Source organism: Ohtaekwangia sp., assembly GCF_036786105.1.
In the GTDB taxonomy this organism is placed as follows: domain Bacteria; phylum Bacteroidota; class Bacteroidia; order Cytophagales; family Cyclobacteriaceae; genus Ohtaekwangia.
Genome location: NZ_DAIQRQ010000001.1, coordinates 1 through 22,221, shown reverse-complemented (window position 1 = coordinate 22,221; position 22,221 = coordinate 1). Strand labels below are relative to the sequence as shown.

Below are 22,221 nucleotides of genomic sequence, written 5' to 3'. Positions count from 1 at the left end.
AAACCTTTCGGAGGGTTATTCATGAATCTTGTTTTCGGTTCAATCTTTCTGTTTATACTCATCATTCCCGGTCTTGCGTTCCGGTATTCCTATTTACATGGAACGTACACCAAGCAATCTTTCAAGATATCGGCAGTAGATGAAATTTTCTGGGCCATTGTTCCCGCCCTCATCTTTCAACTGGCCGGCATTATTATAATCGAGAACCTCACGCCTTATCAGGTCAAGCTCGAATTGGTGTATAAAATCATTACCGATTCGGGCACCATTAATTTTGCGTTGATTCGCAGCAGCCTGCTATACTTTTCTCTCTATCTGCTTACAATGATCGGTATAGCGGTTGTGTTGGGATTGCTCGTGCGCCAGCTGGTGCGCAAATTCCGGTGGGATTTAAAGTATCCTCCGCTGCGGCTGAACAATGAATGGTATTACCTTTTCAGTGGTGAGATATTGGATCTGGAGAAACCTGGTGAATCTAAAAATATAGATCTTATTCAGGTTGATGTGTTGATGCAAACCGGTGAAGGTCCATTGGTATATAGTGGAACGTTGAAAGATTACTTTCTATCGCGTGAGAATGGCTTAGACCGAATTTATCTGTCGCAGGTATACCGTAGAAAAATGCAGGACGATCTCACATCCAATCAGCCAAATGTAGGATACCTGGAGCGCTACCTGGATGCACGCTACTACTCAATGCCGGGCGATCTTTTTGTAATTACCTACGACAAGATTCTGAACATCAATATCACCTATCATGTGTGGTCGAATATACTGGAGGACGAAGTGAACGAGAATGAATAGCCTGTTGAACAAAAAAGTAAAATTTATAGATCTCGGTCTTAAAGAATATCAGCAAGCCTGGGATTACCAGGTTTCACTTTTTGATAAAACACTTGCTGTAAAAACAGAGAATAGAAATCTGCCGGAAAATCAGCAGAAGATCACTGACAATTATCTGCTGTTTTGTGAGCACCCGCATGTATTTACGCTTGGCAAAAGCGGCGATGAGAGTAACCTCATTATCTCTAAGGAAGAGCTGCATACGGTGCATGCCACATACCATCATATTAATCGTGGAGGAGATATAACCTACCACGGACCGGGTCAGATTGTGGGATATCCTATATTGGACCTGGAAAATTTTTTCACAGACATCCACAAGTATATGCGTCTGCTGGAAGAATCCGTTATACAGACATTGAAGGAATATAAAATTGATGCCGGCCGTATTGCCGGTCTTACCGGCGTATGGATTGATGTGGAGAATGAGCGCAAGGCACGAAAAATCTGTGCGTTGGGTGTAAAGACCAGCCGCTGGGTAACGATGCATGGTTTTGCTTTTAACATTAATCCAGACTTGCGATATTTCGCCTATATCGTGCCGTGCGGCATACAAGACAAAGCAGTCACTTCGCTGGAAAAAGAGTTGGGCAGAAAAGTTGATGTACGGGAAGTACAGGAAATATTGAAAGAAAAATTTCGTGAACAGTTTGATTTCGAGTGGTTATGATGAAGGATATTGAACAACCGGAGGTAAAGAATGTAACACTTGCCGTGGCCCGGAAAAGAAGCGCAGGGGAGCAAGACGAGTGGAAGGTATACCTGATCAATAACAACGATTTTCCGATTGAAAATACATTGGTTGCCAGCAAAGGTTACGGTGAGAAAGATGGCCAGCAGCAACAGACCTCAATCTTGCGTCATTACCTTGATACCATTTCTGAAAATAGCGCTGTGCTGATCGAGCCGATCGATCCTTCTGTTTTTCACCTCAACAACGAGTATTGGGTAAGCTACTATATAGGAAGACAAATTTTTGATAAGCGCTTTGTGTTTGTGCCGGATGCTATTTGTGAGGATAACATCACGTTTATAAAAGAACTTGACATGGAGGGTGTGCTCCACTCCTGACGATATTAATCTCTACCATACATGAAAATCCTTTTAAGAAGCGGCTTATCCGCACCATCGTTGTTTTACTGGCAGGTTTTGTTGTGCTCTTTTTATTTCAATTCGTCTATGGCTACAGCACAGGATTATCAGAAACACAGGAGGAATATTTTTCAGATTTCTTTTCAAACCTGGAAGATGCGCGATATAACTATGCAAGTCAACAAGATCAATCAATAAACGGGGGAGTATGAACCAGGAGTTGCGCGAAGTTTTATTTCTTGATATAGAAACAGTATCCTATACTGATGATTTTCATTCTTTGGATGAACGCCTTAAAACATTGTGGGCGCGAAAAGCAAGTCACCTGAGAAGAGATTCCGAACTAACCGATGAACAGTTATACCTCGATCGCGCAGCGATCTTTGCCGAATTCGGAAAAGTTATCTGTATATGCGTAGGTAAATTCTATGAAGATGAGAATGGTGTGCTTACACTAAAAACAAAAGCGTATTACAGTGATGATGAGAAAGCATTGCTAACGGAATTTAAATGCATGCTCGATAAACTTAATGCCAATACTGACAAGCTTTGTGCGCACAATGGCAAGGAATTCGACTTTCCCTATCTGTGCCGCAGAATGCTGGTAAATGGCATTGCATTGCCAGCCATGCTGAATATAGCTGGTAAAAAACCATGGGAAGTGCCACATTATGATACCATGGAGTTGTGGAAGTTTGGTGATTATAAACACTTCACCTCGCTGGAGTTGCTGGCAACCATTTTCAATATTCCATCCAGCAAGAGCGATATAGATGGAAGCAAAGTAAACCAGGTATACCATGTAGAACACGATCTTGCCCGCATCAAAGATTATTGCCTTCGCGATGTGGAAGTTCTTGCTCAACTATTTCTGAAGCTTCGGGGTATTCAGCTGGAGCAAACCCTGGTCGTTCAGTCTGCTTCGTAAAAGATTAATTCAGTCTTTCTTCGTTCGACCAATGACGCCAGGGTAGAGTGATGGCACTGGATCACTGGTATATACTTCTTTTGTGTCTATATCCATCATCGAGAGCACACCCGACCATCCCGCTCCGGTATCCATCATCCATACTTCACACGACTGAATGGGTTTGGTAAAGGGAATAGGTGTATGCCCGATATAGACCTCATCAAAATGAGTAAGCCTCCCGTTTATCTTTTTCAGGTATAAGTCTAAAGCAATGCGAGCGAGGCTTCTGTCCCAAAGAAATATATCAGGCCCCTGCTGTTCCAAGGGTCGTTTAGGATCGATGCCTGCATGAACGAACAATTTGTTGTGCATAAGAAAATAAGGTTGTGCCTGTTTTAAAAACTGAACATGTTCAGGAGGCACAGGGCCGTGATATGATTTTATGGTTGCCTGCCCACCCTGCTTAATCCAACCATTATCCACAAAGCCGCTTTGCATCCATTGCAAAGTCCAGTGATCGTGATTCCCCAGAATGTAGGTTACCTTCTTAATGGACAGAAGATCGTCAATACATTGCTTTGTATCAGGCCAGCCATCACACACATCTCCCAAACAAATAAGGTGATCTCCTTCCATATCAAAGCCCGCCCGTTGCAGGCATTGACGTAGGGCGCGGGAGGCACCGTGAATATCTCCGATGACGAACGTTCTGGGCATTTTGAGTTACATCTTAAATTAGCATTCCGTCTGTTTTCAGGCCTTATTTTTTCAATAATTACGCTATTTTTGATCGGTTTAAAACTAATTACTGTATATGGATTCCGTAGCCGTTGAAAAGCACGAAGAACATAAGGAAAAAATAAAAGAAGTCTATGCCGAAGTAGGCAAGGTTGTAGTGGGCCAACAGTATATGGTGAACAGACTGATGATCGGACTGTTTACAAACGGTCACATTCTTCTCGAAGGTGTACCCGGCCTCGCCAAGACGCTAACTGTAAGTACGCTTGCACAAGTACTGCACCTGGATTTTCAACGTATACAATTTACGCCCGACCTTTTGCCGGCCGACCTTATTGGTACTATGATCTACAATCAGAAGGAAGGAAAGTTTGAAGTAAAGCAGGGCCCTATATTTGCCAATATCATACTGGCTGACGAGATCAACCGTTCTCCGGCTAAAGTACAATCTGCTCTATTGGAAGCCATGCAGGAAAAGCAGGTTACGATTGGAGAAACTACATTTAAACTCGACAGACCTTTCCTGGTTTTGGCAACGCAAAACCCCGTTGACCAGGAAGGAACCTATCCGCTGCCGGAAGCGCAGGTAGACCGCTTCATGATGAAGGTATATGTTGACTATCCAACCAAGGAGCAGGAGATTGAGATCATGCGCAGGATTTCCAACATGCAATTCAACTATAAGGTAACAACCATGCTTACAAAGGAAGAGATCTTCTCGATCCGTGAGCAGGTAAACAGAGTAAAGATATCAGAATCGCTGGAGCGCTATATCATCGAACTGGTATACGCCACGCGTAAACCTCTTGAATATAAACTAAACGAACAGGCACAGTACATACAGTTTGGTGCATCACCACGTGCCAGTATAAATCTAAACCTGGCGGCAAAGGCTATGGCCTACATGGAAGGGCGTGACTACGTATTGCCTGAAGATATTAAAGAAGTTGCTCTGGATGTTATGAGCCATCGTATACTCTTGAATTATGAAGCCGAAGCCGATAACGTGCGCCCCGCTGACATTATCAAGGTTATTCTTAATAAGGTGCCTATTAATAAATAGCCATGTAGTTTAAGAGGCATTTTAAAAAATGACAGAGGAAGGCACTGGTATTATATACCGGTGTCTTTCGTTATTTATAGGGCTTATTTTTAGTCACAAGCGCTTTTCCTTTTATTCGCCATCGTAACCAACAGGAAGGTAAATTATAAGCAGCAGTTAATTTACCTTTTGCTGCTTTTCTTTGTGCATTACCGTTACTTTTTTTATCTGCTCGGCTGCTATGGTTATTGAATCCTGATCATGTTTATTTTTCTCGATGCGCTTTAACAGAAGCGCGTTTTGAAGTTTGTTGTTTTCCAGCGACTTTTCTAACTGAATTTTTTCACGCTTGTTGTCTTCCAGTTTGGTAGTAAGTGTTTTGCCTTCATTGATCAAACGCTGTTGTTGTTTTTCTACGGCTTGTATGGCCCGCGCGGTTTCATCAATTTGAACTTGTATTTTATCGCGATAGAATTTGACCCCAAATTCGTGGAGAATTTTCTCCAGCTCGGTATTTATCTTAACAACATCTTCAGCAGACCATTCAGATGAACGAATGCCAAGCCACGCAGCCGACTGCTGACCTTTATCTTTAACTAGAGCATAAACAGGTGTTGTATAAGCCTTGCCGTTTAATGTGAGTTCACTCAATATGATTGTGCCTTCACTCTGTTTTACTTTCCCATAAGTTTTCAAGAATTTTATAAGAGATGAATTTACATCGCTTGCGATTCCGTCCAGCAATACTTCGTTGCCGTCTGTATTTTCATTTTTAATGCGGGCACTTTCCTTCTTTACAGTAACAGTTTGAGCTTGTAGAGAAAATATGATAAGAAACGCAATGGAAAATAGTATAAACTTTTTGGTGAAGTACATGTTTGGTATAGTAATTTTAATCAGCATCAAAACTAAATAAAAATTGAGTTCAAAAAATATATTGATAACAGGTGCCTCCGGTTTGATAGGCACCCGCCTCACAGAACTATTGCTGGAGCGAGGTAATCATGTGGCACATCTTAGCCGCAATCATCGGTCAGGAACAGCGCGAACCTTTCTATGGGATGTAGATAAAAAACAAGTTGATCGCCATGCGTTGGAAGGAACAGATGCAATTGTCCATCTGGCAGGTGCTGCCGTAGCTGATAAACCCTGGACGGATGAACGAAAGTGGGAGATATTAAAGAGCCGAACACAGTCAACACAATTGTTATACAATGAACTTCAAAAGGGCGGCCATGCAGTAAAAACGTTTATCTCGGCATCGGCTATAGGTTATTATGGTTTTGATGATGCTGAGAAAGTATTTCATGAAGACGATCAACCCGGAAAAGATTTTCTAGCCAATGTCGTAAGGCAATGGGAAGCTGAGGTAGACCGTATTCAGGAACTCGGTATACGTGTTGTGAAGATCCGCATAGGCATTGTTTTAAGTGACAAAGGCGGTGCCCTGAAAGAGATAGCCAGACCTGTTAAATATTGGGTTGGCACTCCACTGGGTTCGGGCAATCAGTATATAAGCTGGATACACCTGGACGATCTTGCTTCCATGTTTATAAAAGCTTTAAGCGATGAACAAATGGAAGGAGCTTACAATGGCACAGGACTATATCCGGTAACGAATCGTGAGCTTACAAAAGCTATAGCACACACCATGCAGAAGCCGCTGTTATTGCCGGCCTTACCGGCATTTGTTTTGAAAGTATTGTTTGGTGAAATGGCTGATATTATATTAAAGGGCAGCAAAGTTTCGTCCGAAAAAATTCAGCGCGCAGGCTTCTCATTTAAGTTTGATACATTGGAGAAAGCGCTGGCTGATCTTTTAAAGAAAAAATGAAGCTGGTTATTTATGTGTGTTCAGGAATTGTTTTCGCCTTCTGAATTATGAAAATAACTTAATGCTCCTGAAGGACACTTTTTGAATTTTTTCAGTGGAAGCTTTGTCGGGTGTGATCCATGGATGTTTTCCGTGGATCTAATACTTCGCCGAGCCCTTTCCAGCACAAGGTTGAATGCGTGCATTGAGCAGGATTCCATACAATCGTAATCTCGCCGTTGGTATATTTCTTCGTAATGTTCTTCACAAGAGTTGCGTTTGTACTTCTATCGGATTCGTTAACACTTTATGAATGGGACAGGCATTAGCCACTTGTAGCAGACGCTTGCGTTGCCCTTCGTCAATATCACCGGTTACTTCTACAGCGCGGTGAAAGATAGTTTTGTTCTCTACAGTCTCTGTAAAAATGGTGACTTGTATCCGTTCAATGTTCATCCCTTTTCGATCTGCATACATGCGAAGCGTAATAGCGGTGCACGAAGCCAGCGACATGCGGAGAAAGTCAGAGGGCTGTGGCCCCAGGTCTTTGCCGCCATCCGTTACAGGCTCATCAGCGATTAATGTATGTACTGTGGTTTCGAGTTGGGTAGCATACGCATCTTTACCAATGGTAGCGATTACAGTTTTTTCGGGTATCATTAAAAAGTACGGTTCATAACAAATTCCTGCTGTAGAAAACGCTCGCGTGGAGCGATTTCGCGTTGCTTTAATTTATCCGGAAGGTTGGATGGGTCGCCCGGGTATCCAACTGCTATATATACACCTACTTCATAGGTGTCTGGTATATTTAGATTTTGAACAACCTTTCCGGAATTAAATCCAGCCATTTGCCGCACCTGCATCCCAAACTCAACGGCTTGTAATGAGAGAAAAGAATTGGCACCACCCAGGTCATACATAGCATGTTCGTTCATGCTGCCATACACTGAGAACGTTTTTCGGGCCAGGCTAAGAATAAGGAGTGGTGCATCTTTCACCCATACTTTGTTGCTGTCGTTTAATGGCTCAAATAACTTATCCCAGAGTTCCGATTGATTTCGCGTTGCATATATATATACCCAGGGCTGCTCGTTGCTGCTGGAGGGAGCCCAGCGTGTAGCTTCAAATAAGGAATTGATCTTATCGGCTTCAATGGGTTCACTCGAGAAAGCCCGGACGCTTCTTCTTTTCTTGATGAGATCAAGCACCGGATGTTCAATACTGGATGATTTTTCCATCGCTTCGTTTATCGGTTCGCGTTCCAAAGTACGCATTCTCAAAAGCAAGAAGCAATGGCCATTGTTTTCTGTGCTTTAGCCATTGCTTCTATTCTATAAGAACGATCAATCTTCTATTAAAACTCCCATTTTACCCATCTGGTAATCGCGCATCGCTTCCATGATCTGCGTTTGTGTAGTCATCACAAATGGGCCATACGATACTACCGGTTCATCGAGTGGTTGCCCGGTCATCAATAAAGTACGTGTATCTTCCAGCGCTTCGATCGTGATACCTTCTCCATCGCGATTGAATACAGCAGTATGATGTCCTTCCACCAAACCAAATCCTCCTACCGAAACTTTGCCATCCAGTAAATAGAGAAAGGCCGTATGCTCGGCAGGAATCGGAATCGTTAGTTTTGCGCCTTTTTTAAATTCAATAGTCACTGCGGTGATAGGACTTAGAGGATCTATCTTTCCTTTTATTCCCCATACCTCACCCGAAAATATACGGGCAGCAGCAAGTTTGTCATCACTTAAGTACGAGGGTGCTTCCTCACGTGTAACCGGAAAATATAGCGGCTGATCCATTTTGTGCTTAGCAGGAGAGTTGATCCATAACTGAATCAGCTCAATACTCTTATTGGGATCTTCCGGGCGTTCACTGTGAATTATACCCATACCGGCATTCATCCATTGAATGCCTCCGGCCTCGACTACGCTGTTATGACCACGACTGTCGCGATGACGCAATGCACCTTCAAAAATAAAAGTCACAGGAGAAAACCCGCGGTGCGGATGCGCACCCACTCCTTCCCAGTGAGCATCCTCGCCAGCGTCAAGTTTATGGTGATGCAGAAGTAAAAACGGATCAAGTTGCTGTACCCGTTGGGTTGGAAAAGGTTGTCGAACCGGAATGGTTCCCATGCTTACAACCTGTGCATATAATAATGTGGAAACGGTTCTGTTTTTCATAACTGTAATGTTTGTAAAGCCATGCTGAATATCTTCGGCACAGCCTGAATAGAATTTAGTTCATCGGTACTTCCATCAGCAGCACTTCAGCATCGCTGTTGGCTGTGATGGAAAGTTTATAGGTATTCCAGATGCCGAAGCCATCGCGTTTGTTTAACGTCTGACCATTGATAGTGACATCGCCTTCAACAACAAAGATGTATACACCATTATTTTTCTGTTTGATGATATACTCGGTTTGAAAATCTTTTTTCAGGTTGCCAAGATGGAACCAGGCATCCTGGTTAATCCAAACGCCCTCTGAAGTTTTTACAGGTGAAACTACTTCCTGAAGTTTATTTACTCTGTCCTCCGGTTTGAATGTCTTTTGCTCATAGCGGGGCTGAATGTTCTGTTCTTTTGGGAAGACCCAGATTTGAAGAAAGTTTACCTTCTTGTCTTTATTCTTGTTGTATTCAGAATGATATATACCGGTGCCGGCACTCATAATCTGAACATCATTCTCTTTAATAACAGCCGTGTTACCCATGCTGTCTTTGTGTTCCAGATCGCCATAAAGCGGTATGGAAATAATCTCCATGTTATCGTGAGGGTGTGTGCCAAAACCTTTGCCACCATCTACAAAATCATCATTCAACACACGAAGCACACCGAAGTGCATGCGGGTAGGATCGTAGTAATGAGCAAAGCTAAAGGTATGATTGGTGTCAAGCCATCCGTGGTTTGCATGTCCGCGGGTGTTGGCTTTATGGAGTACGGTATTCATATAATTGGGATTTAAAGTTTCTAAAAAGCTGTCTGTATCTATAACAATGGAAGGTTAATTAAGTTCATAACAATTGTTGTATCTACAACTATTACAATATGTATTTAACCCCGCAATTTGTCAAGAATACGATTGAGCTCTTTTGCTTCTGCTTTTGTAATGTTTTCAAACGTATTTATCCAATCTATATCGGTGTCCATTTTTTTAAGGAGAGAGAGTCCTTTGGTGGTGATTCCAATATCCACCTGCCTCCGGTTGTCTTCGCACAGTTCACGTGTAACCAGGCCTTTTTGACGCAGTTTTTCAACCAGGCGCGTACAATTACTGTTCTTGTCGATCATCCGGGAGGCAATCTCTGCCAGCATCATCTTTTGCGGGTGGCTGCCCCGCAAAATCCGAAGCACATTGAACTGCTCCGGTGTAATGTCGAAATTTTTGAGGCTGGCTGCGTTAATATTATAAAGCCAGCTGCCGGTATACAAAATATTGATGCTGGCCTTCTGGTACTCGCTCGAGAACTTGGTCTGCTTGATATCGTCTTCCAATGGCATACTTTATACAGTTGATTGATACCAATATAGAACAAATGTTGTCGATACAACATTCCGTCTATTTTATAAATTAGTTGTTAACTTGTTTGGACAAGATTGATCTCATGATTCAATACACCACCACTCTTTTAAAATTTAATAGCAAAGGCGAGAAAAGCGGCTGGACATATATTGAGATTTCGGCAGCGCAGGCTCATAAGCTGAAGCCAGATACCAAAGTTTCATTTCGGGTAAAAGGAAGTATAGATCAGCACACTTTTGAAAAGGCCGCGATACTTCCCATGGGCGATGGCAGTTTTATCCTTCCGGTAAACGGTACTATGCGGAAGGCTATTGGCAAACGCGATGGCGAAAAAGTAAAAATGGTTTTAGAGCTGGATGAACGTAAACTCATTTTGTCGCCTGATCTTGTAAAATGTTTGAAGGAAGAACCCGGTGCACTGGCGTTCTTTAAGTCACTACCGATGTCGCATCAGCAATACTTCAGCAAGTGGATAGAGAGCGCCAAGACGAATGCTACGAAGACCAAGCGAATTGTGATGGCGTTAACGGCGCTGAGCAAGAAGCAAGGATATTCTGAGATGATGCGAGAGAATAAAAGGCTTTTATGAGATGTAAAAAATCACGGAGAGCTTTCTGATGGCTCCCCGTGAATTGAAATTAAGGGTTATAGTGCTCCTGCTTTTATTTCATCTACTACCGCAGGATCAAGCAGTGTTGTTGTATCGCCGAGATTGCCAGTATCACCTTCGGCAACCTTGCGCAAAATTCTTCGCATGATCTTGCCGGAACGTGTTTTAGGAAGACCGCTTACAAACTGTATTTTATCAGGCTTGGCAATAGGACCAATGATTTTGGAAACCGTATCTTTTATTTCAACGCGAAGTTTTTCTTCTTCCGTTGGTTTCTCATAGCAGATCACAAAAGCATATATACCCTGCCCTTTAATATCGTGCGGAAAACCAACCACAGCTGTTTCAATCACATTGGCATGTTCATCAATAGCACTTTCAATTTCCGCAGTACCGAGGTTATGACCCGATACAATAATTATATCGTCTACCCTTCCGGTTATGCGATAGTAACCATCATTATCACGCTTGCAGCCATCGCCCGTGAAATACTTTCCGGGAAACGATGAAAAGTACGTTTCCTTAAATCGCTGATGGTCGCCATAGATGGTGCGCGCCATAGACGGCCATGGAAATTTTATAGTGAGCCTTCCTTCAATATTATTGCCTTCTATCTCCAATCCGCTTTCATTCATTACGGCAGGTTGTACACCCGGCAGTGGCAATGTAGCATGGGCAGGCTTAAGCTTTGTAACATTTGCGATTGGCGTGATCATGAAACCTCCTGTTTCAGTCTGCCACCAGGTATCTATTATAGGACATTTGCCCTTGCCTATATTTTTGTCGTACCAGTTCCATGCTTCTTCGTTGATCGGTTCGCCTACGCTTCCAAGTACTTTCAATGAAGACAAATCATACTTCTCTACAAAGCTTAGCGGCGCTTGTTGCAAAGATCGTATGGCGGTAGGAGCTGTATAGAATATATTTACCTTGTGGCGTTCTATTGCCTGCCAGAATCTTCCCCAATCGGGCCATGAAGGTATACCCTCAAACATAACCGTTGTAGCTCCGGCAGATAACGGACCATAGAGTATGTAGGAGTGACCGGTAATCCAGCCTATATCTGCCGTACACCAATACACGTGCCCTTCATGGTATTGAAAAGCCGTTTTGAAAGTATAATTGGTATATACCATGTATCCGCCACAGGTGTGCACCATGCCTTTCGGCTTGCCAGTGGAACCGGACGTATAAAGTATAAAGAGCATGTCTTCTGCATCCATCTCTTCTGCCGGGCAATCGGCATTTACTTTTTGTATCTCATCATGCCAATAGACATCCCGCCCTGTTTTCATAGGTACGCCTGACTTGAGATATTCTTTTACGATAACGCACGAAACACCCGGACAGCTTTCCATTGCCTGATCGATAATTCCCTTTAGATTGATCGTCTTCTCACCACGATGGGCGCCATCAGAAGTAATTACAATATTGCATCCGGCATCTTGTACCCGATCGGCAACTGATTTAGCCGAAAAGCCGGCAAATACTACCGAGTGCACTGCACCAATGCGCGCGCAGGCAAGCACTGCATAAGCAAGCTCGGGTATCATGGGCAAGTAAATGCACACACGATCGCCTTTCTTTACTCCGTTAGCCTTTAGCATGTTGGCAGTTTTGCAGACTTCTTCAAACAACTGCTGATACGTTATATGCTTAGCATCATCATCGGGATTGTTGGGCTCCCAAATGATGGCAGTTTGATTCGCATGTTTTGTAAGATGACGGTCGAGGCAGTTTTCTGTTATATTCAATTTGGCCCCCTGAAACCATTTTACTTCAGGTTTGTGAAAGTCCCACTCCAACACCTTGTCCCACTTCTTGCGCCAGTAAAAATTGCCGGCCACTTCGCTCCAGAAATTCTCCGGGTGTTCGATGCTTTTTTTGTACTGTTCCTGATAATCTTCAAAAGTTCTGATCACGTTCATGGTTGTTTGTTAGTCGTTAGGGTTTATTGTTAGAAAAATATTTCAAAAAGCATGGCAACCAAAGTTTGTCGCGTCTCGTCACGATTAGGTGACAGACAGGGGTGATAAAATTCTACTCTTTTTCCCGAAATTCAAACTTTTGTTTGGTGATGTGTTGGAAGACACAAACAAATTTTCGGAAAGAATTATAATACGGTTTAATCAGATGTACCGCCGGTTATCGATGTCAGGCATTTTGTTTAGCGTGGAAAGTGGAATATAAATTGAACCAGAAATGAATCGCATGGTGAAATCTTTAAACAATAGCACCTTAAGGCCATTGAGTGAAAGTATTCTGCGCACGTTGTTATACTATGATATTTTTAACTATCCATTGAAAGCAGACGAGATCCAGCGCTTCTTACCTACAAACCATGTAGCTACGGACGATATAGTAGATGCGTTGGAAGAGATGTCTTCGCAGGGTTATCTCTTTCAATTTGGCGATCTTTATTCGGTGCAAAATAACGAGGATTGGGCTAGCCGTAGATTGAAGGGAAATGCCGAAGCTGAGAAACTTCTCGCGATAGCCCGCAAAAAAGGCAAGTTTATTTCATCATTTCCGTTTGTGCGCGGTGTGCTCGCATCAGGTTCGTTGTCGAAAGGCTATATGGATGAAAACTCTGACCTGGATTTCTTTATCATTACAAAGCCAGGCAGGCTGTGGATTGCACGCATGCTACTGGTGGTGTATAAACGCATATTTCTTTTTAACTCGCATAAATACTTCTGCGTAAATTACTTTGTTGATGCAGATCACCTGGAGATCGAGGAGAAAAATTTATTTACCGCAACCGAGCTTGCTACTGTTATACCACTGTGCAATGCCGAGCTATACCAAAAGCTCCATGCTCAAAATTCATGGCTTCTCAATTTCTTCCCCAATTTCAAGCCACGACCGGTGAATGAAACGGCAGCGACATCGAATGGTATAGTGAAGAGAGTAATAGAAGGCATTATAAATATAGCCGGTGGCAACTGGTGGGAGCGCTATTTTATGAACGTGTCATTAAAACGTTGGGAGCATATATATAAAGCGCAATACACAAAGGTCGACTTTGATGTAGCGTTTAAAACAAAGAAGTATACCTCAAAGAATCACCCGCGACATTTTCAGCGCAGAGTGATCGAGCTTTACCAGCAGAAAATGGAGGGGTTCAGTAAAAAGTTTAACATTTCCTGGAAAGCATGAACAGCCCGATTCTTTTTACACATTCCTATTTCTATAAGTTTGATCCCAAGCAATGGCGATTCAAACAACCGTATCCGCCACTGGCAACAATACTTGCTGCTGCCGTAATGCGTGAAGCCGGTTTCCCCGTAGCCCTTTTTGACACCGCCTTGAGAGATACGCCGGTAGAGATTACAAAAGAGATAGAGCAACACAAGCCAAAATACCTGGTGATCTACGATGATGGTTTCAACTACCTCACCAAGATGTGCCTTACCAACATGCGCGAGGCAGCGTTTGCAATGGCCAGAATGGGTAAAGATGCAGGGTGTACTGTGATTGCCTCAAGCTCCGATGCTGCCGATCATTATGAAAAGTATTTTCAGCATGGTGTTGACTATGTGGTGCGTGGTGAAGGTGAAGAAACCTTGAAAGAACTGATACTCGGATTGGAAGCCAACCGCGATGTAAAATCATTGCCAGGTATAGCTTTCAGCCAAAATGAGCAGGTAACGGTAACACCAACACGGCCGGTAATTCGCGATTTGGATGTATTGCCCTTGCCGGCCTGGGATCTGGTAGATATAGACTCCTACCGCGCTATCTGGAGAAAGCATCACGGATACTTTTCGTTGAATATAGCAACCACCCGCGGGTGTCCCTATAAGTGTAATTGGTGCGCCAAACCCATTTATGGAAACCGGTATAATTCCAGATCGCCACAGCATGTGATCAGGGAAATTGAATTTTTATTGAGTGAATATAAACCTGATCACTTCTGGATGTGTGATGATATATTCGGTTTAAAACCTGGCTGGGTGCAGGAATTCAGAGACCTGGTACGTGCAAAGAATCTCATCTTCAAGTATAAGATACAGTCGCGTGCCGACCTTCTGTTGCAGGAAGATACTATAGAAGCCTTTGCGCAGTCGGGGGCAGAAACAATCTGGATCGGTGCGGAGTCCGGCTCGCAGAAAATTCTGGATGCTATGGATAAAGGCACTACCGTGCGGCAGATTCATGAAGCCACACATCTGATGAAGCAGAAAGGAATTAAAGTGGCGTTCTTTCTTCAATTCGGATACCTGGGCGAAACGCAGGAAGATATAGATGCTACGCTGGCCATGGTTTTGGAGCTGATGCCGGATGAAGTTGGTATATCGGTATCATATCCATTGCCCGGTACAAAATTTTATGATAAGGTAAAAGCGCAACTTCACGAAAAACAAAACTGGAGCGATTCTGATGACCTTGCGATGATGTTTCAGGGAACGTTTGGAAGTAAATACTATAAAGAACTGCATCGCTATGTACACAGTGTTTATCGCAAGCGAAAAGGATACATGAGCCTGCAGAAACTCTTTCGTGACCCGTTACGTCTAAACTATAAAGATTTACGTGCAGGGCTGGCAACTTTTTATTATATTCCTACATCGTTCGCGCAGCGTTTACGACTCAAAGGATTAACAGTTACCCACCCGTGAGCAACTCGTATAAACTAACGCGCATGGCTGTACCGTTTGACCATATCGCTTCAGCATACGACTCTGTCTTTACGCAGAGTGCTATTGGTCAATTGCAACGGAAACAGGTTTGGACCTACCTCGAGAAAATTACTCCCGAGCTAAACGGCCTTGAAATTCTTGAATTGAATTGTGGCACCGGTGAAGATGCGTTACTTTTTAGTGAACGCGGATTCAACATCGTAGCAACCGATGTATCGGAAGAGATGCTGAAAGTTACACAACAGAAAGCCCATCAGTTCTCGATGCAAAACAAGATCAGCTCGCATTACCTCGATCTCGATAGTTTTGATGAGACGTTATTTGACAAGAAATTTGATTTGATTTTTTCAAATTTCGGAGGACTCAATTGTATCAATCCGGAGGCGCTGCAGAAATTGCTGGAGAAGCTTCCCAAGGTTTTGTCTCCGAAGGGAAGATTTATAGCGGTCATCATGCCCAAATTCTGTTTGTGGGAATCTATATATTTCACACTGCGGTTTCAGGGAAAGAATATTTTCAGAAGATGGACATCGCGTGATGTTCCGGCTAACCTGGATGGCGCTGTTGTAAAAACGTGGTACTACCGGCCTTCTCAAATAAGAAGATGGTCAGCCGAAAATTTCGCAACAGTTACACGTCAGCCCATCGGCTTTGCATTACCTCCTTCGTATCTTGAAAAATTCTTCTCAAGGCATAAACGCTTTTTGTTCGGGCTCAATGCTATAGAGAGAAAATTATTCCGGCTTGCATTTCTTTCGGGCATGGCTGATCATTTCATTATCGACCTGAAATTACAATGAGTGTATTGCTGACGCACGCCTATTTCCTGGCAGATGATGAGAAGGAACAGCAGATCATGCGCCCTTATGCACCGCTGGGTATATTATATATTTCTGCATACCTGGAGCAACATGGCATTGTCAACGAAGTGTTTGATACCACTTTCTCCACAAAAGATATATTTCGCCAATATCTGCTGGAGCACAAACCCGCCATCATCGGTATATATGCCAACCTGATGACGAAACTGAACGTGATCGAGGCGATGCAATTTATCAATGCCAATCTTCCTGAAACCAGCATTGTGCTGGGAGGGCCGGATGTAAAATACAATGCCGAAAATTACTTAAAGGAAGGGGCTGATTTCATTGTGATGGGCGAGGGCGAAGAGACAATGTATGAAATATGCAATGCCATACTTTCTTCTTCTGACTATCTGCCACACGATGTGCTTCAAAAAATTCGGGGCATAGCATATATGCATCGCGGGGAATTTGTAACGATGCCCGAGCGCGATAAAATGAAAGACCTCGATGCGCTGCCATTTCCCAATCGTAAAAAGATAGACCTGCATTTATACCTTGATGCCTGGAAGAAATTTCACGGCACCAATGCTATATCGGTAAGCACCATGCGCGGTTGCCCCTATACATGCAAGTGGTGTAGTCGCGCGGTATACGGACTAAGTTACCGCAGGCGCTCGGTTGAAAAGGTAGTGCAGGAATTGGAGCAGATAAAAGAAGCATACAATCCGGATTCGCTCTGGTTCGTAGATGATGTTTTTACCATCAGTCACAAATGGTTAGCATCTTTTCGGGATGAATTGAAGAAGAAGGATATACTCATCCCGTATGAGTGTATAACGCGTGCTGACCGATTGAATGAAGAGGTGATCAGGATGCTAAAAGAAACAGGTTGCTTCCGCGTCTGGATTGGAGCCGAGAGTGGTTCGCAACGTATTATTGACCTGATGGACCGCAGAGTGGATGTGCAGCAGGTGCGCGACATGATCAGGCTCACCAAAAAGTATGGCATACAAACCGGCACATTCATTATGCTGGGCTACCCGGGCGAAACAGAAGCAGATATAGAAGAAACTATAAAACACTTAAAAGAATCCGATCCCGATCATTTTACCATAACCGTAGCCTATCCTATAAAAGGCACCGAACTATACCAGGAAGTTGAGGCCGTACAAACCACCAACCTCGATTGGTCTACCAGCACAGACAGGCAGATTGATTTTGCAAGAATGTATTCGCGGAAGTATTATGATTATGCCTTGGCAAGAGTAATTAGTGAAGTAAACTATTTTAAGGCTAAGAAAGCGAATCAAAATAAGTTAGCCATTAAACTGAAAGTAAAATCTGCCATAGCCAAATTCGGAATGAGGTTCCAAAGAACTTCGAGTTATTTCTTCTGATACCGCAATTATTAGAACACATGAACTTATGACAAAGACTCTGTATTTCGCAATAATTTAAGTAGTAGCTGATTTTCACTTTTACATTTACGCGGAGGTTTTCTAAAAATTAAAACTTTGACCTGATGTTATCTTACACGTTGCGAAGCAATTACATTAAATGTTATAGGATCGTATCGTTAAGTTGTTTGCTTTTTTTTTCTCGCTTTAATTGTCAGAGTCAAAATCTTAATACTTTAGAAGTAAAGAGAATATATTCTTCAGAGGCTGATTATGAAAAAGCGAACCCTAGTGATATAAAGAATAGCGTAAGTACAACAGATAAATCCATTCAGATTTTCAATCAGGGGAGTCTGACTCAACAAATAAACAGATCAAGTATTCCTCCTGATCTCAATTCTTTCATCTTATCACCCAAAGGAGATTATTTCGTGGCGTTCGAGGAAGCAGAGAAGGCAACTGATTACTTATATTTTTTCCGATCTGATGGCAACTTGTTGTCTAAGCATTTAGTAAATATATACCCGAATGTTAAATATTCGACTAATGGCGAATATGTGATTGTTTTTAATAGTTATGGAAGCGATATATTCCTTTTTGATAAGAGCGGTAATTTGAGTTTCACATGTGACTATACTGATTTAATCAAAGACAAATCCAAAATTTTGTATAACGTCTTTTTCTCTGAGAACGGTAATGATCTTCTAATTAATGCGGGTAATGATGCACACCTCGTCACTACAAAAGACCGAGTAATTAAATTTAAAACCTCTGTAGGAAGAGTAATCGATGGTGATTTCCGTTCTGATAAAGAAATAGTACTCAAAACAGCTTCAGAGAGAATTGGATTGATTGATTTGAAAATACTATCCAAATCTAACGGGCTTATTCTCGATACAATGAATCAAGCTAAAAGAATCGAGCTAACTATAAACGGAGTGGTTGTTTTTAAAAATTCAGGTATTGTGGAATATGAATTTAAATGAGGCAATAATGAAATAGACGGTAGAATTCTATTTTTTAAATAAACTATGCTTTTAGGCAAAAGAGAATAAATGAAATATGCAGCAATCAAAAGCCGATTTAGCGGTTTACAGGTTTTAAGACTGCTTTCAGATGAGCAACGTACAAGCTTCTCAAAGCATATTTTATTTTCAATCGTACTAGCCCTCTTCGAAGTTTTCTCACTTACTTCTGTATTGCCGCTATTGTTTTACCTGATCCACCCAACAGGCTCAAAAAGTGCAACAGGGATTGTAGGGCATATACTCTCTCTTACAGATTCTGTTTCATGGATCACATTACTCATCTGCGTATTAATTCTTTTTTTGATTAAAAATATAGCAGCTGTTTGGCAGACTAATTCACAACTCAAATTTCTGAACGAGCTTTACCTCTCATTCTCGGAGCGTATATACCATCGATTCTATAGCCAGCCGTGGAGTGCTTATACACATGAAAACTCAGCAGAAGCTTTTCGAAGGATCAAAAATACCGCATTTGATTTTACCAGCTATGTGTTGAATAATTACCTGCTGCTAATCACCGATGTGGTTATCTGCTTGCTGATGATTGTGATCATGGCATGGTTCGATTTCAGAATTCTTTTTGTGATTCTCTTTCTGTTTCTTCCCATCGGTATATTTTATTATTTCTTCCGAAAGAAAGTCATTCTTAAAATAGATCAGTCGTTTCGTGAGCTTACACCTGTCACAAACATTGTGTTGACGCAGGGTATAAGCGCTTATACCGAAGCCAGGATTTATAAAAAGCAGCACTACTTTATAAAACGTTTTATTGAACTAAGCCGGATCACTACCGCACAACTATCAGACTTGAAAACTTTCTCAGGTCTGCCGCCCCGTATACTTGAAATAGCCGGTATACTGTTGTTTGCTGGTATCGTTGCGTATGTTAAACTGGGTGAAATAAGCGAACAACACGTTTTGGTTTTTATCGGGTTGTTCTCCCTCGCACTGTATCGCATTATGCCTTCTTTTACGCGTATGCTGCAAAGTTTGTCGCAGATACAGTCGTATGCTTACACAGTAACGGAGCTGAAGGAAACACTTGGCGATTCTGAAGCAGCAACTTCGTCTGCAAAAGATATAGCGAAGATCGATTTCAATACTTCAATCGCACTTCACGATGTTTCCTTTCAATATGCGGATAAATCAAAGGTTCTTCTTGATCACGTGACGTTTGAAATACGAAAAGGAGAATTTATTGTGCTGGAAGGACCATCAGGCACTGGTAAAACTACATTACTTCATATCTTAAGTGGCATTATAGCAAACTATAAAGGTGCGCTGCTTATTGATGGCACGCCACTCACAACGGAAACAGTTTCACATTGGCAATCGCAAATAGGATTGGTAACGCAGTCGCCCGTTATTCTACAGGATACACTGCTTCACAACATAGCCTTTGGAGAATTTGAAGATGAAGTAGATAACGCGCGGCTTGCTGATGCCATTCGTTCTGCGGGCCTTGATGCATTTGTTAAATCCTTGCCGGAGGGTATATATACCTTGATCGGTGAAAATGGTGTTACCTTGTCGGGGGGACAGCGGCAGCGACTCTGTTTGGCACGAGCGCTATACCGGCAACCCAAAGTCTTGCTACTGGATGAAGTGACTAATCAACTTGATGAAGAAAACAAGGTATATATTCTGAGTGTACTTCAGCGTATGTGCAATAGTGGCAAGACAGTGGTATTGATATCGCATGATCCGCTGGTGCGAAAATTTGCTTCGAGGATTCTTCGGTTGGAAGATGCTGCGCTGGTGCAAACTAATCTTCAAAAACAGGTCGGATAATTTTTTCGTTACGATTGTAGGCCAGCCAATACGGATTTTTTCCCGTAAAGATCAATCTTATAACTCTCAGGTTGATCCGCACCATTCGCCAGTCGCGTTTGAACAATGCCATCAAAGCATTTCCCGTAAGCGACCAAATATACCAGAACACTGTTGATGCATTATATTTTTTACTTTTTCGTATAAAGTAATGAAGCGCCAGCACTCTTCTATAGTAAGCAAGCGTGCGATCGAGCCGATTCTCTGTAGCGCGATGATGATAGGCTGCCGTTGAGCCGATGACATGAATGGAATGCGTTTGCGGAAATCCAATAGCAACGCCATAGTTATCGCCTATACCGCTTGGGTCAAGCACTTCGTCATAAGGAGAGTGTAATAACCAATCGCGTCTTATAACATTGGCACCCAGCGAATATATAGTTGTCTGAAATGCCGTGCTGTTCCAGGATGTGATCAAGGGCCATCCTCCCAGTGTTAATCCATTTTTCCGGGAAGCATAGAATTTTTTTATCGCCCTCAACAGAAGTGATGCGGGAAACGAAACTTTTATATTTTCAAGGTCGCCCCAAATAGAAAGCTGAAAGGTAAATCGCCAGAGCAGATCAGCAAATCCCGTTACCGGGTATTCATCAACCCAATTCCCGTTCTCTAACTGTAACAGGCGACCTGCCATCGCGCCACACGCTATATCTGACGCAGCGTATTGTTCCAGTTTTTCGAGGTAATCCGGTTTCAGCACAATGTCATCGTCACATAAAAAAATCCAGTCACCTGCTGCTGTCTGTATACCCGCGTTTCGTTGCACGCATACTGATGCCAGGGGTGCATCTATCCAGCGAAGCGGAAGCGTGTTAAATTGCTCCTGCACTTGCCTGCTATAGCTTTTGTCATCGCTTGCATCGATAATGATAATCTCATCTGATGGGCGCGTTTGTTTTTGCAAGGTCTGCAACACCTGCATTATGTGGCCGGGTCTGTTTCGCGTAGGAATGATTGTACTTATTTTCATCAGCCCTTTATAAGACTACTATATATTTTGAGTGTGGCGTCAACGCATTTGTTGAGATCATTTTGCCGGGCCCAGGCATAGCCATTTTTTCGCAGTGTGTCCATTCTCTCTTTGTTCTTGAACAATGCAATGACTTCATGTGCCAGGGCTGATGATTCGCCCGGGGGCATCGTTATACAACAAGAGCCCGACAGGTCGGCCATGATACCTACATGTGTTCCACATACCGGAATACCCATCGCCATGGCTTCGACCACTACCATTGCCTGACTTTCATAGACGGAAGTAAGCAGGAAAAGGTGGGCTCGCTCCAGGAATATTTTTACCTGGCGGTATGGCAAATGGCCTTTAAATGAAACTCTATCTTCTATACCAAGCTTTTTCGTGAGTTGCTGCACTTCACCATTCATATAGTCTTCACCAATATGAATCAGGTGACAATCTGTTTCTTTTTGAATCGCATAAAAAGTATGGATCAATGTGATTGGGTCTTTCACAGGACTTAGATAGCCGATGCTGAGAATCGTTACCGGACTATTGGTTCTTTCCTGCAATAACGGGTTATGTTCCGGCATTTCTACACCACGCGGTATAACCGAAATGTGTTTTCGAATAGGAAGGTTGCGATATACTTCATCGCGTTGAAAGTGTGTGAGTGCTGTAACAGCATCGGCTTGATTGATTACCCACTGATTGAGACGTGCTCTTCGCTTGCTGAGCAAGTCGCCAAAATGAATGGATGGTAACGCACTCCCCTCTGCACCATCGAGGCAAACCAATACAGGAATTTTGAAAAGCTTTCTGAGCACAATGCCAATCATACCCGATGGATATGTTGAATGTGCGTGGATCAATGCGTAAGGATTTCGCCAATGATCGCGAATGATCATCAACAGCAACATGAAATCACGAATGCGTCTGGGGTAATTATCGTGAGAAACAGAGCGTATAGTATAGGAGTGCGG

General features: G+C 42.7%; 24 protein-coding genes. 13 read left to right on the top strand and 11 right to left on the bottom strand.

The window, feature by feature from the left end:
• Positions 1 to 21: 21 nt before the first annotated feature.
• The 4 genes from V7Q33_RS00120 to V7Q33_RS00105 all read left to right on the top strand — a co-directional run bounded on the left by V7Q33_RS00120 (position 22) and on the right by V7Q33_RS00105 (position 2,863).
• Positions 22 to 804: a hypothetical protein gene (locus V7Q33_RS00120; protein WP_331974877.1), complete on the top strand. Its 783-nt coding sequence runs from the start codon at positions 22 to 24 to the stop codon at positions 802 to 804.
• Complete coding sequence (lipB, locus tag V7Q33_RS00115) at positions 797 to 1,513, top strand: lipoyl(octanoyl) transferase LipB (protein WP_333818518.1); 717 nt, start codon at positions 797 to 799, stop codon at positions 1,511 to 1,513. The genes V7Q33_RS00120 and lipB overlap by 8 nt, the downstream gene beginning before the upstream one ends.
• Positions 1,510 to 1,914 (top strand): hypothetical protein, encoded by a 405-nt coding sequence (locus tag V7Q33_RS00110; RefSeq protein WP_331974873.1) that lies wholly within the window; start codon positions 1,510 to 1,512, stop codon positions 1,912 to 1,914. Before lipB ends, V7Q33_RS00110 begins: the two co-directional genes overlap by 4 nt.
• A gap of 229 nt (positions 1,915 to 2,143) precedes the next feature.
• Positions 2,144 to 2,863, top strand: a complete 720-nt coding sequence (locus tag V7Q33_RS00105) for a 3'-5' exonuclease (RefSeq protein WP_331974872.1) — start codon at positions 2,144 to 2,146, stop codon at positions 2,861 to 2,863.
• A gap of 9 nt (positions 2,864 to 2,872) precedes the next feature.
• On the opposite strand, the gene V7Q33_RS00100 is transcribed toward V7Q33_RS00105, so the two are convergent.
• On the bottom strand, positions 2,873 to 3,562 hold the full coding sequence (locus tag V7Q33_RS00100) for a metallophosphoesterase (protein WP_333818517.1): 690 nt from the start codon (positions 3,560 to 3,562) through the stop codon (positions 2,873 to 2,875).
• 97 nt (positions 3,563 to 3,659) lie between these two features.
• On the opposite strand from V7Q33_RS00100, the gene V7Q33_RS00095 reads away from it, so the two are divergent.
• Positions 3,660 to 4,646 carry an AAA family ATPase gene (locus V7Q33_RS00095; RefSeq protein WP_331974868.1) on the top strand — a complete coding sequence of 329 codons (987 nt, stop codon included), beginning with the start codon at positions 3,660 to 3,662 and terminating at the stop codon, positions 4,644 to 4,646.
• A 156-nt stretch (positions 4,647 to 4,802) separates the two neighbouring features.
• Here V7Q33_RS00095 and V7Q33_RS00090 read toward each other — a convergent pair whose 3' ends face one another.
• Complete coding sequence (locus V7Q33_RS00090) at positions 4,803 to 5,501, bottom strand: hypothetical protein (protein ID WP_333818516.1); 699 nt, start codon at positions 5,499 to 5,501, stop codon at positions 4,803 to 4,805.
• A 43-nt stretch (positions 5,502 to 5,544) separates the two neighbouring features.
• On the opposite strand from V7Q33_RS00090, the gene V7Q33_RS00085 reads away from it, so the two are divergent.
• Complete coding sequence (locus tag V7Q33_RS00085; RefSeq protein ID WP_333818515.1) at positions 5,545 to 6,459, top strand: TIGR01777 family oxidoreductase; 915 nt, start codon at positions 5,545 to 5,547, stop codon at positions 6,457 to 6,459.
• A 91-nt stretch (positions 6,460 to 6,550) separates the two neighbouring features.
• On the opposite strand, the gene V7Q33_RS00080 is transcribed toward V7Q33_RS00085, so the two are convergent.
• The 6 genes from V7Q33_RS00080 to V7Q33_RS00055 form a co-directional block, all read right to left on the bottom strand.
• Positions 6,551 to 6,706, bottom strand: a complete 156-nt coding sequence (locus V7Q33_RS00080) for a (4Fe-4S)-binding protein (protein ID WP_333818514.1) — start codon at positions 6,704 to 6,706, stop codon at positions 6,551 to 6,553.
• The gene (locus V7Q33_RS00075; RefSeq protein WP_331974861.1) at positions 6,703 to 7,098 is read right to left on the bottom strand and encodes an OsmC family protein; all 396 of its coding nucleotides are present in this window, start codon (positions 7,096 to 7,098) and stop codon (positions 6,703 to 6,705) included. Before V7Q33_RS00075 ends, V7Q33_RS00080 begins: the two co-directional genes overlap by 4 nt.
• Positions 7,098 to 7,676 carry a nitroreductase family protein gene (locus V7Q33_RS00070; RefSeq protein ID WP_333818513.1) on the bottom strand — a complete coding sequence of 193 codons (579 nt, stop codon included), beginning with the start codon at positions 7,674 to 7,676 and terminating at the stop codon, positions 7,098 to 7,100. Before V7Q33_RS00070 ends, V7Q33_RS00075 begins: the two co-directional genes overlap by 1 nt.
• Before the next feature lie 105 nt (positions 7,677 to 7,781).
• Positions 7,782 to 8,633 carry a pirin family protein gene (locus V7Q33_RS00065; protein ID WP_333818512.1) on the bottom strand — a complete coding sequence of 284 codons (852 nt, stop codon included), beginning with the start codon at positions 8,631 to 8,633 and terminating at the stop codon, positions 7,782 to 7,784.
• Positions 8,634 to 8,688: 55 nt separating this feature from the next.
• Positions 8,689 to 9,399 (bottom strand): pirin family protein, encoded by a 711-nt coding sequence (locus tag V7Q33_RS00060; RefSeq protein WP_331974855.1) that lies wholly within the window; start codon positions 9,397 to 9,399, stop codon positions 8,689 to 8,691.
• Between the two features lie 104 nt (positions 9,400 to 9,503).
• Positions 9,504 to 9,950 (bottom strand): MarR family winged helix-turn-helix transcriptional regulator, encoded by a 447-nt coding sequence (locus V7Q33_RS00055; protein ID WP_331974853.1) that lies wholly within the window; start codon positions 9,948 to 9,950, stop codon positions 9,504 to 9,506.
• Between the two features lie 86 nt (positions 9,951 to 10,036).
• On the opposite strand from V7Q33_RS00055, the gene V7Q33_RS00050 reads away from it, so the two are divergent.
• On the top strand, positions 10,037 to 10,561 hold the full coding sequence (locus V7Q33_RS00050; protein WP_333818511.1) for a YdeI/OmpD-associated family protein: 525 nt from the start codon (positions 10,037 to 10,039) through the stop codon (positions 10,559 to 10,561).
• Positions 10,562 to 10,617: 56 nt separating this feature from the next.
• Here the strand turns inward: V7Q33_RS00050 and acs are convergent, their stop codons facing one another.
• Positions 10,618 to 12,510, bottom strand: a complete 1,893-nt coding sequence (acs, locus tag V7Q33_RS00045) for an acetate--CoA ligase (protein ID WP_333818510.1) — start codon at positions 12,508 to 12,510, stop codon at positions 10,618 to 10,620.
• Between the two features lie 283 nt (positions 12,511 to 12,793).
• Between acs and V7Q33_RS00040 the strand changes: the two genes are divergently transcribed.
• From V7Q33_RS00040 to V7Q33_RS00015, 6 genes are all read left to right on the top strand, one after another.
• Positions 12,794 to 13,741: a hypothetical protein gene (locus V7Q33_RS00040; RefSeq protein ID WP_333818509.1), complete on the top strand. Its 948-nt coding sequence runs from the start codon at positions 12,794 to 12,796 to the stop codon at positions 13,739 to 13,741.
• Positions 13,738 to 15,204, top strand: coding sequence for a B12-binding domain-containing radical SAM protein (locus V7Q33_RS00035; RefSeq protein ID WP_333818507.1), 1,467 nt, complete (start codon positions 13,738 to 13,740; stop codon positions 15,202 to 15,204). Before V7Q33_RS00040 ends, V7Q33_RS00035 begins: the two co-directional genes overlap by 4 nt.
• A gap of 23 nt (positions 15,205 to 15,227) precedes the next feature.
• The gene (locus tag V7Q33_RS00030) at positions 15,228 to 16,025 is read left to right on the top strand and encodes a class I SAM-dependent DNA methyltransferase (RefSeq protein WP_333818506.1); all 798 of its coding nucleotides are present in this window, start codon (positions 15,228 to 15,230) and stop codon (positions 16,023 to 16,025) included.
• Positions 16,022 to 17,428 (top strand): B12-binding domain-containing radical SAM protein, encoded by a 1,407-nt coding sequence (locus V7Q33_RS00025; protein ID WP_333818504.1) that lies wholly within the window; start codon positions 16,022 to 16,024, stop codon positions 17,426 to 17,428. Before V7Q33_RS00030 ends, V7Q33_RS00025 begins: the two co-directional genes overlap by 4 nt.
• A 188-nt stretch (positions 17,429 to 17,616) precedes the next feature.
• A complete protein-coding gene (locus tag V7Q33_RS00020) occupies positions 17,617 to 18,414 on the top strand; it encodes a hypothetical protein (protein WP_333818503.1) in 798 nt (265 codons plus the stop codon).
• A gap of 69 nt (positions 18,415 to 18,483) precedes the next feature.
• Complete coding sequence (locus V7Q33_RS00015; protein WP_333818502.1) at positions 18,484 to 20,247, top strand: ABC transporter ATP-binding protein; 1,764 nt, start codon at positions 18,484 to 18,486, stop codon at positions 20,245 to 20,247.
• On the opposite strand, the gene V7Q33_RS00010 is transcribed toward V7Q33_RS00015, so the two are convergent.
• Positions 20,222 to 21,256 (bottom strand): glycosyltransferase family 2 protein, encoded by a 1,035-nt coding sequence (locus V7Q33_RS00010; protein WP_331974835.1) that lies wholly within the window; start codon positions 21,254 to 21,256, stop codon positions 20,222 to 20,224. The two genes, V7Q33_RS00015 and V7Q33_RS00010, sit on opposite strands and share 26 nt — an antisense overlap.
• Positions 21,256 to 22,221, bottom strand: a 966-nt coding sequence (locus V7Q33_RS00005) for a glycosyltransferase family 4 protein (RefSeq protein ID WP_333818501.1), incomplete at its 5' end; no start/stop codon positions are given. The genes V7Q33_RS00005 and V7Q33_RS00010, both read right to left, overlap by 1 nt.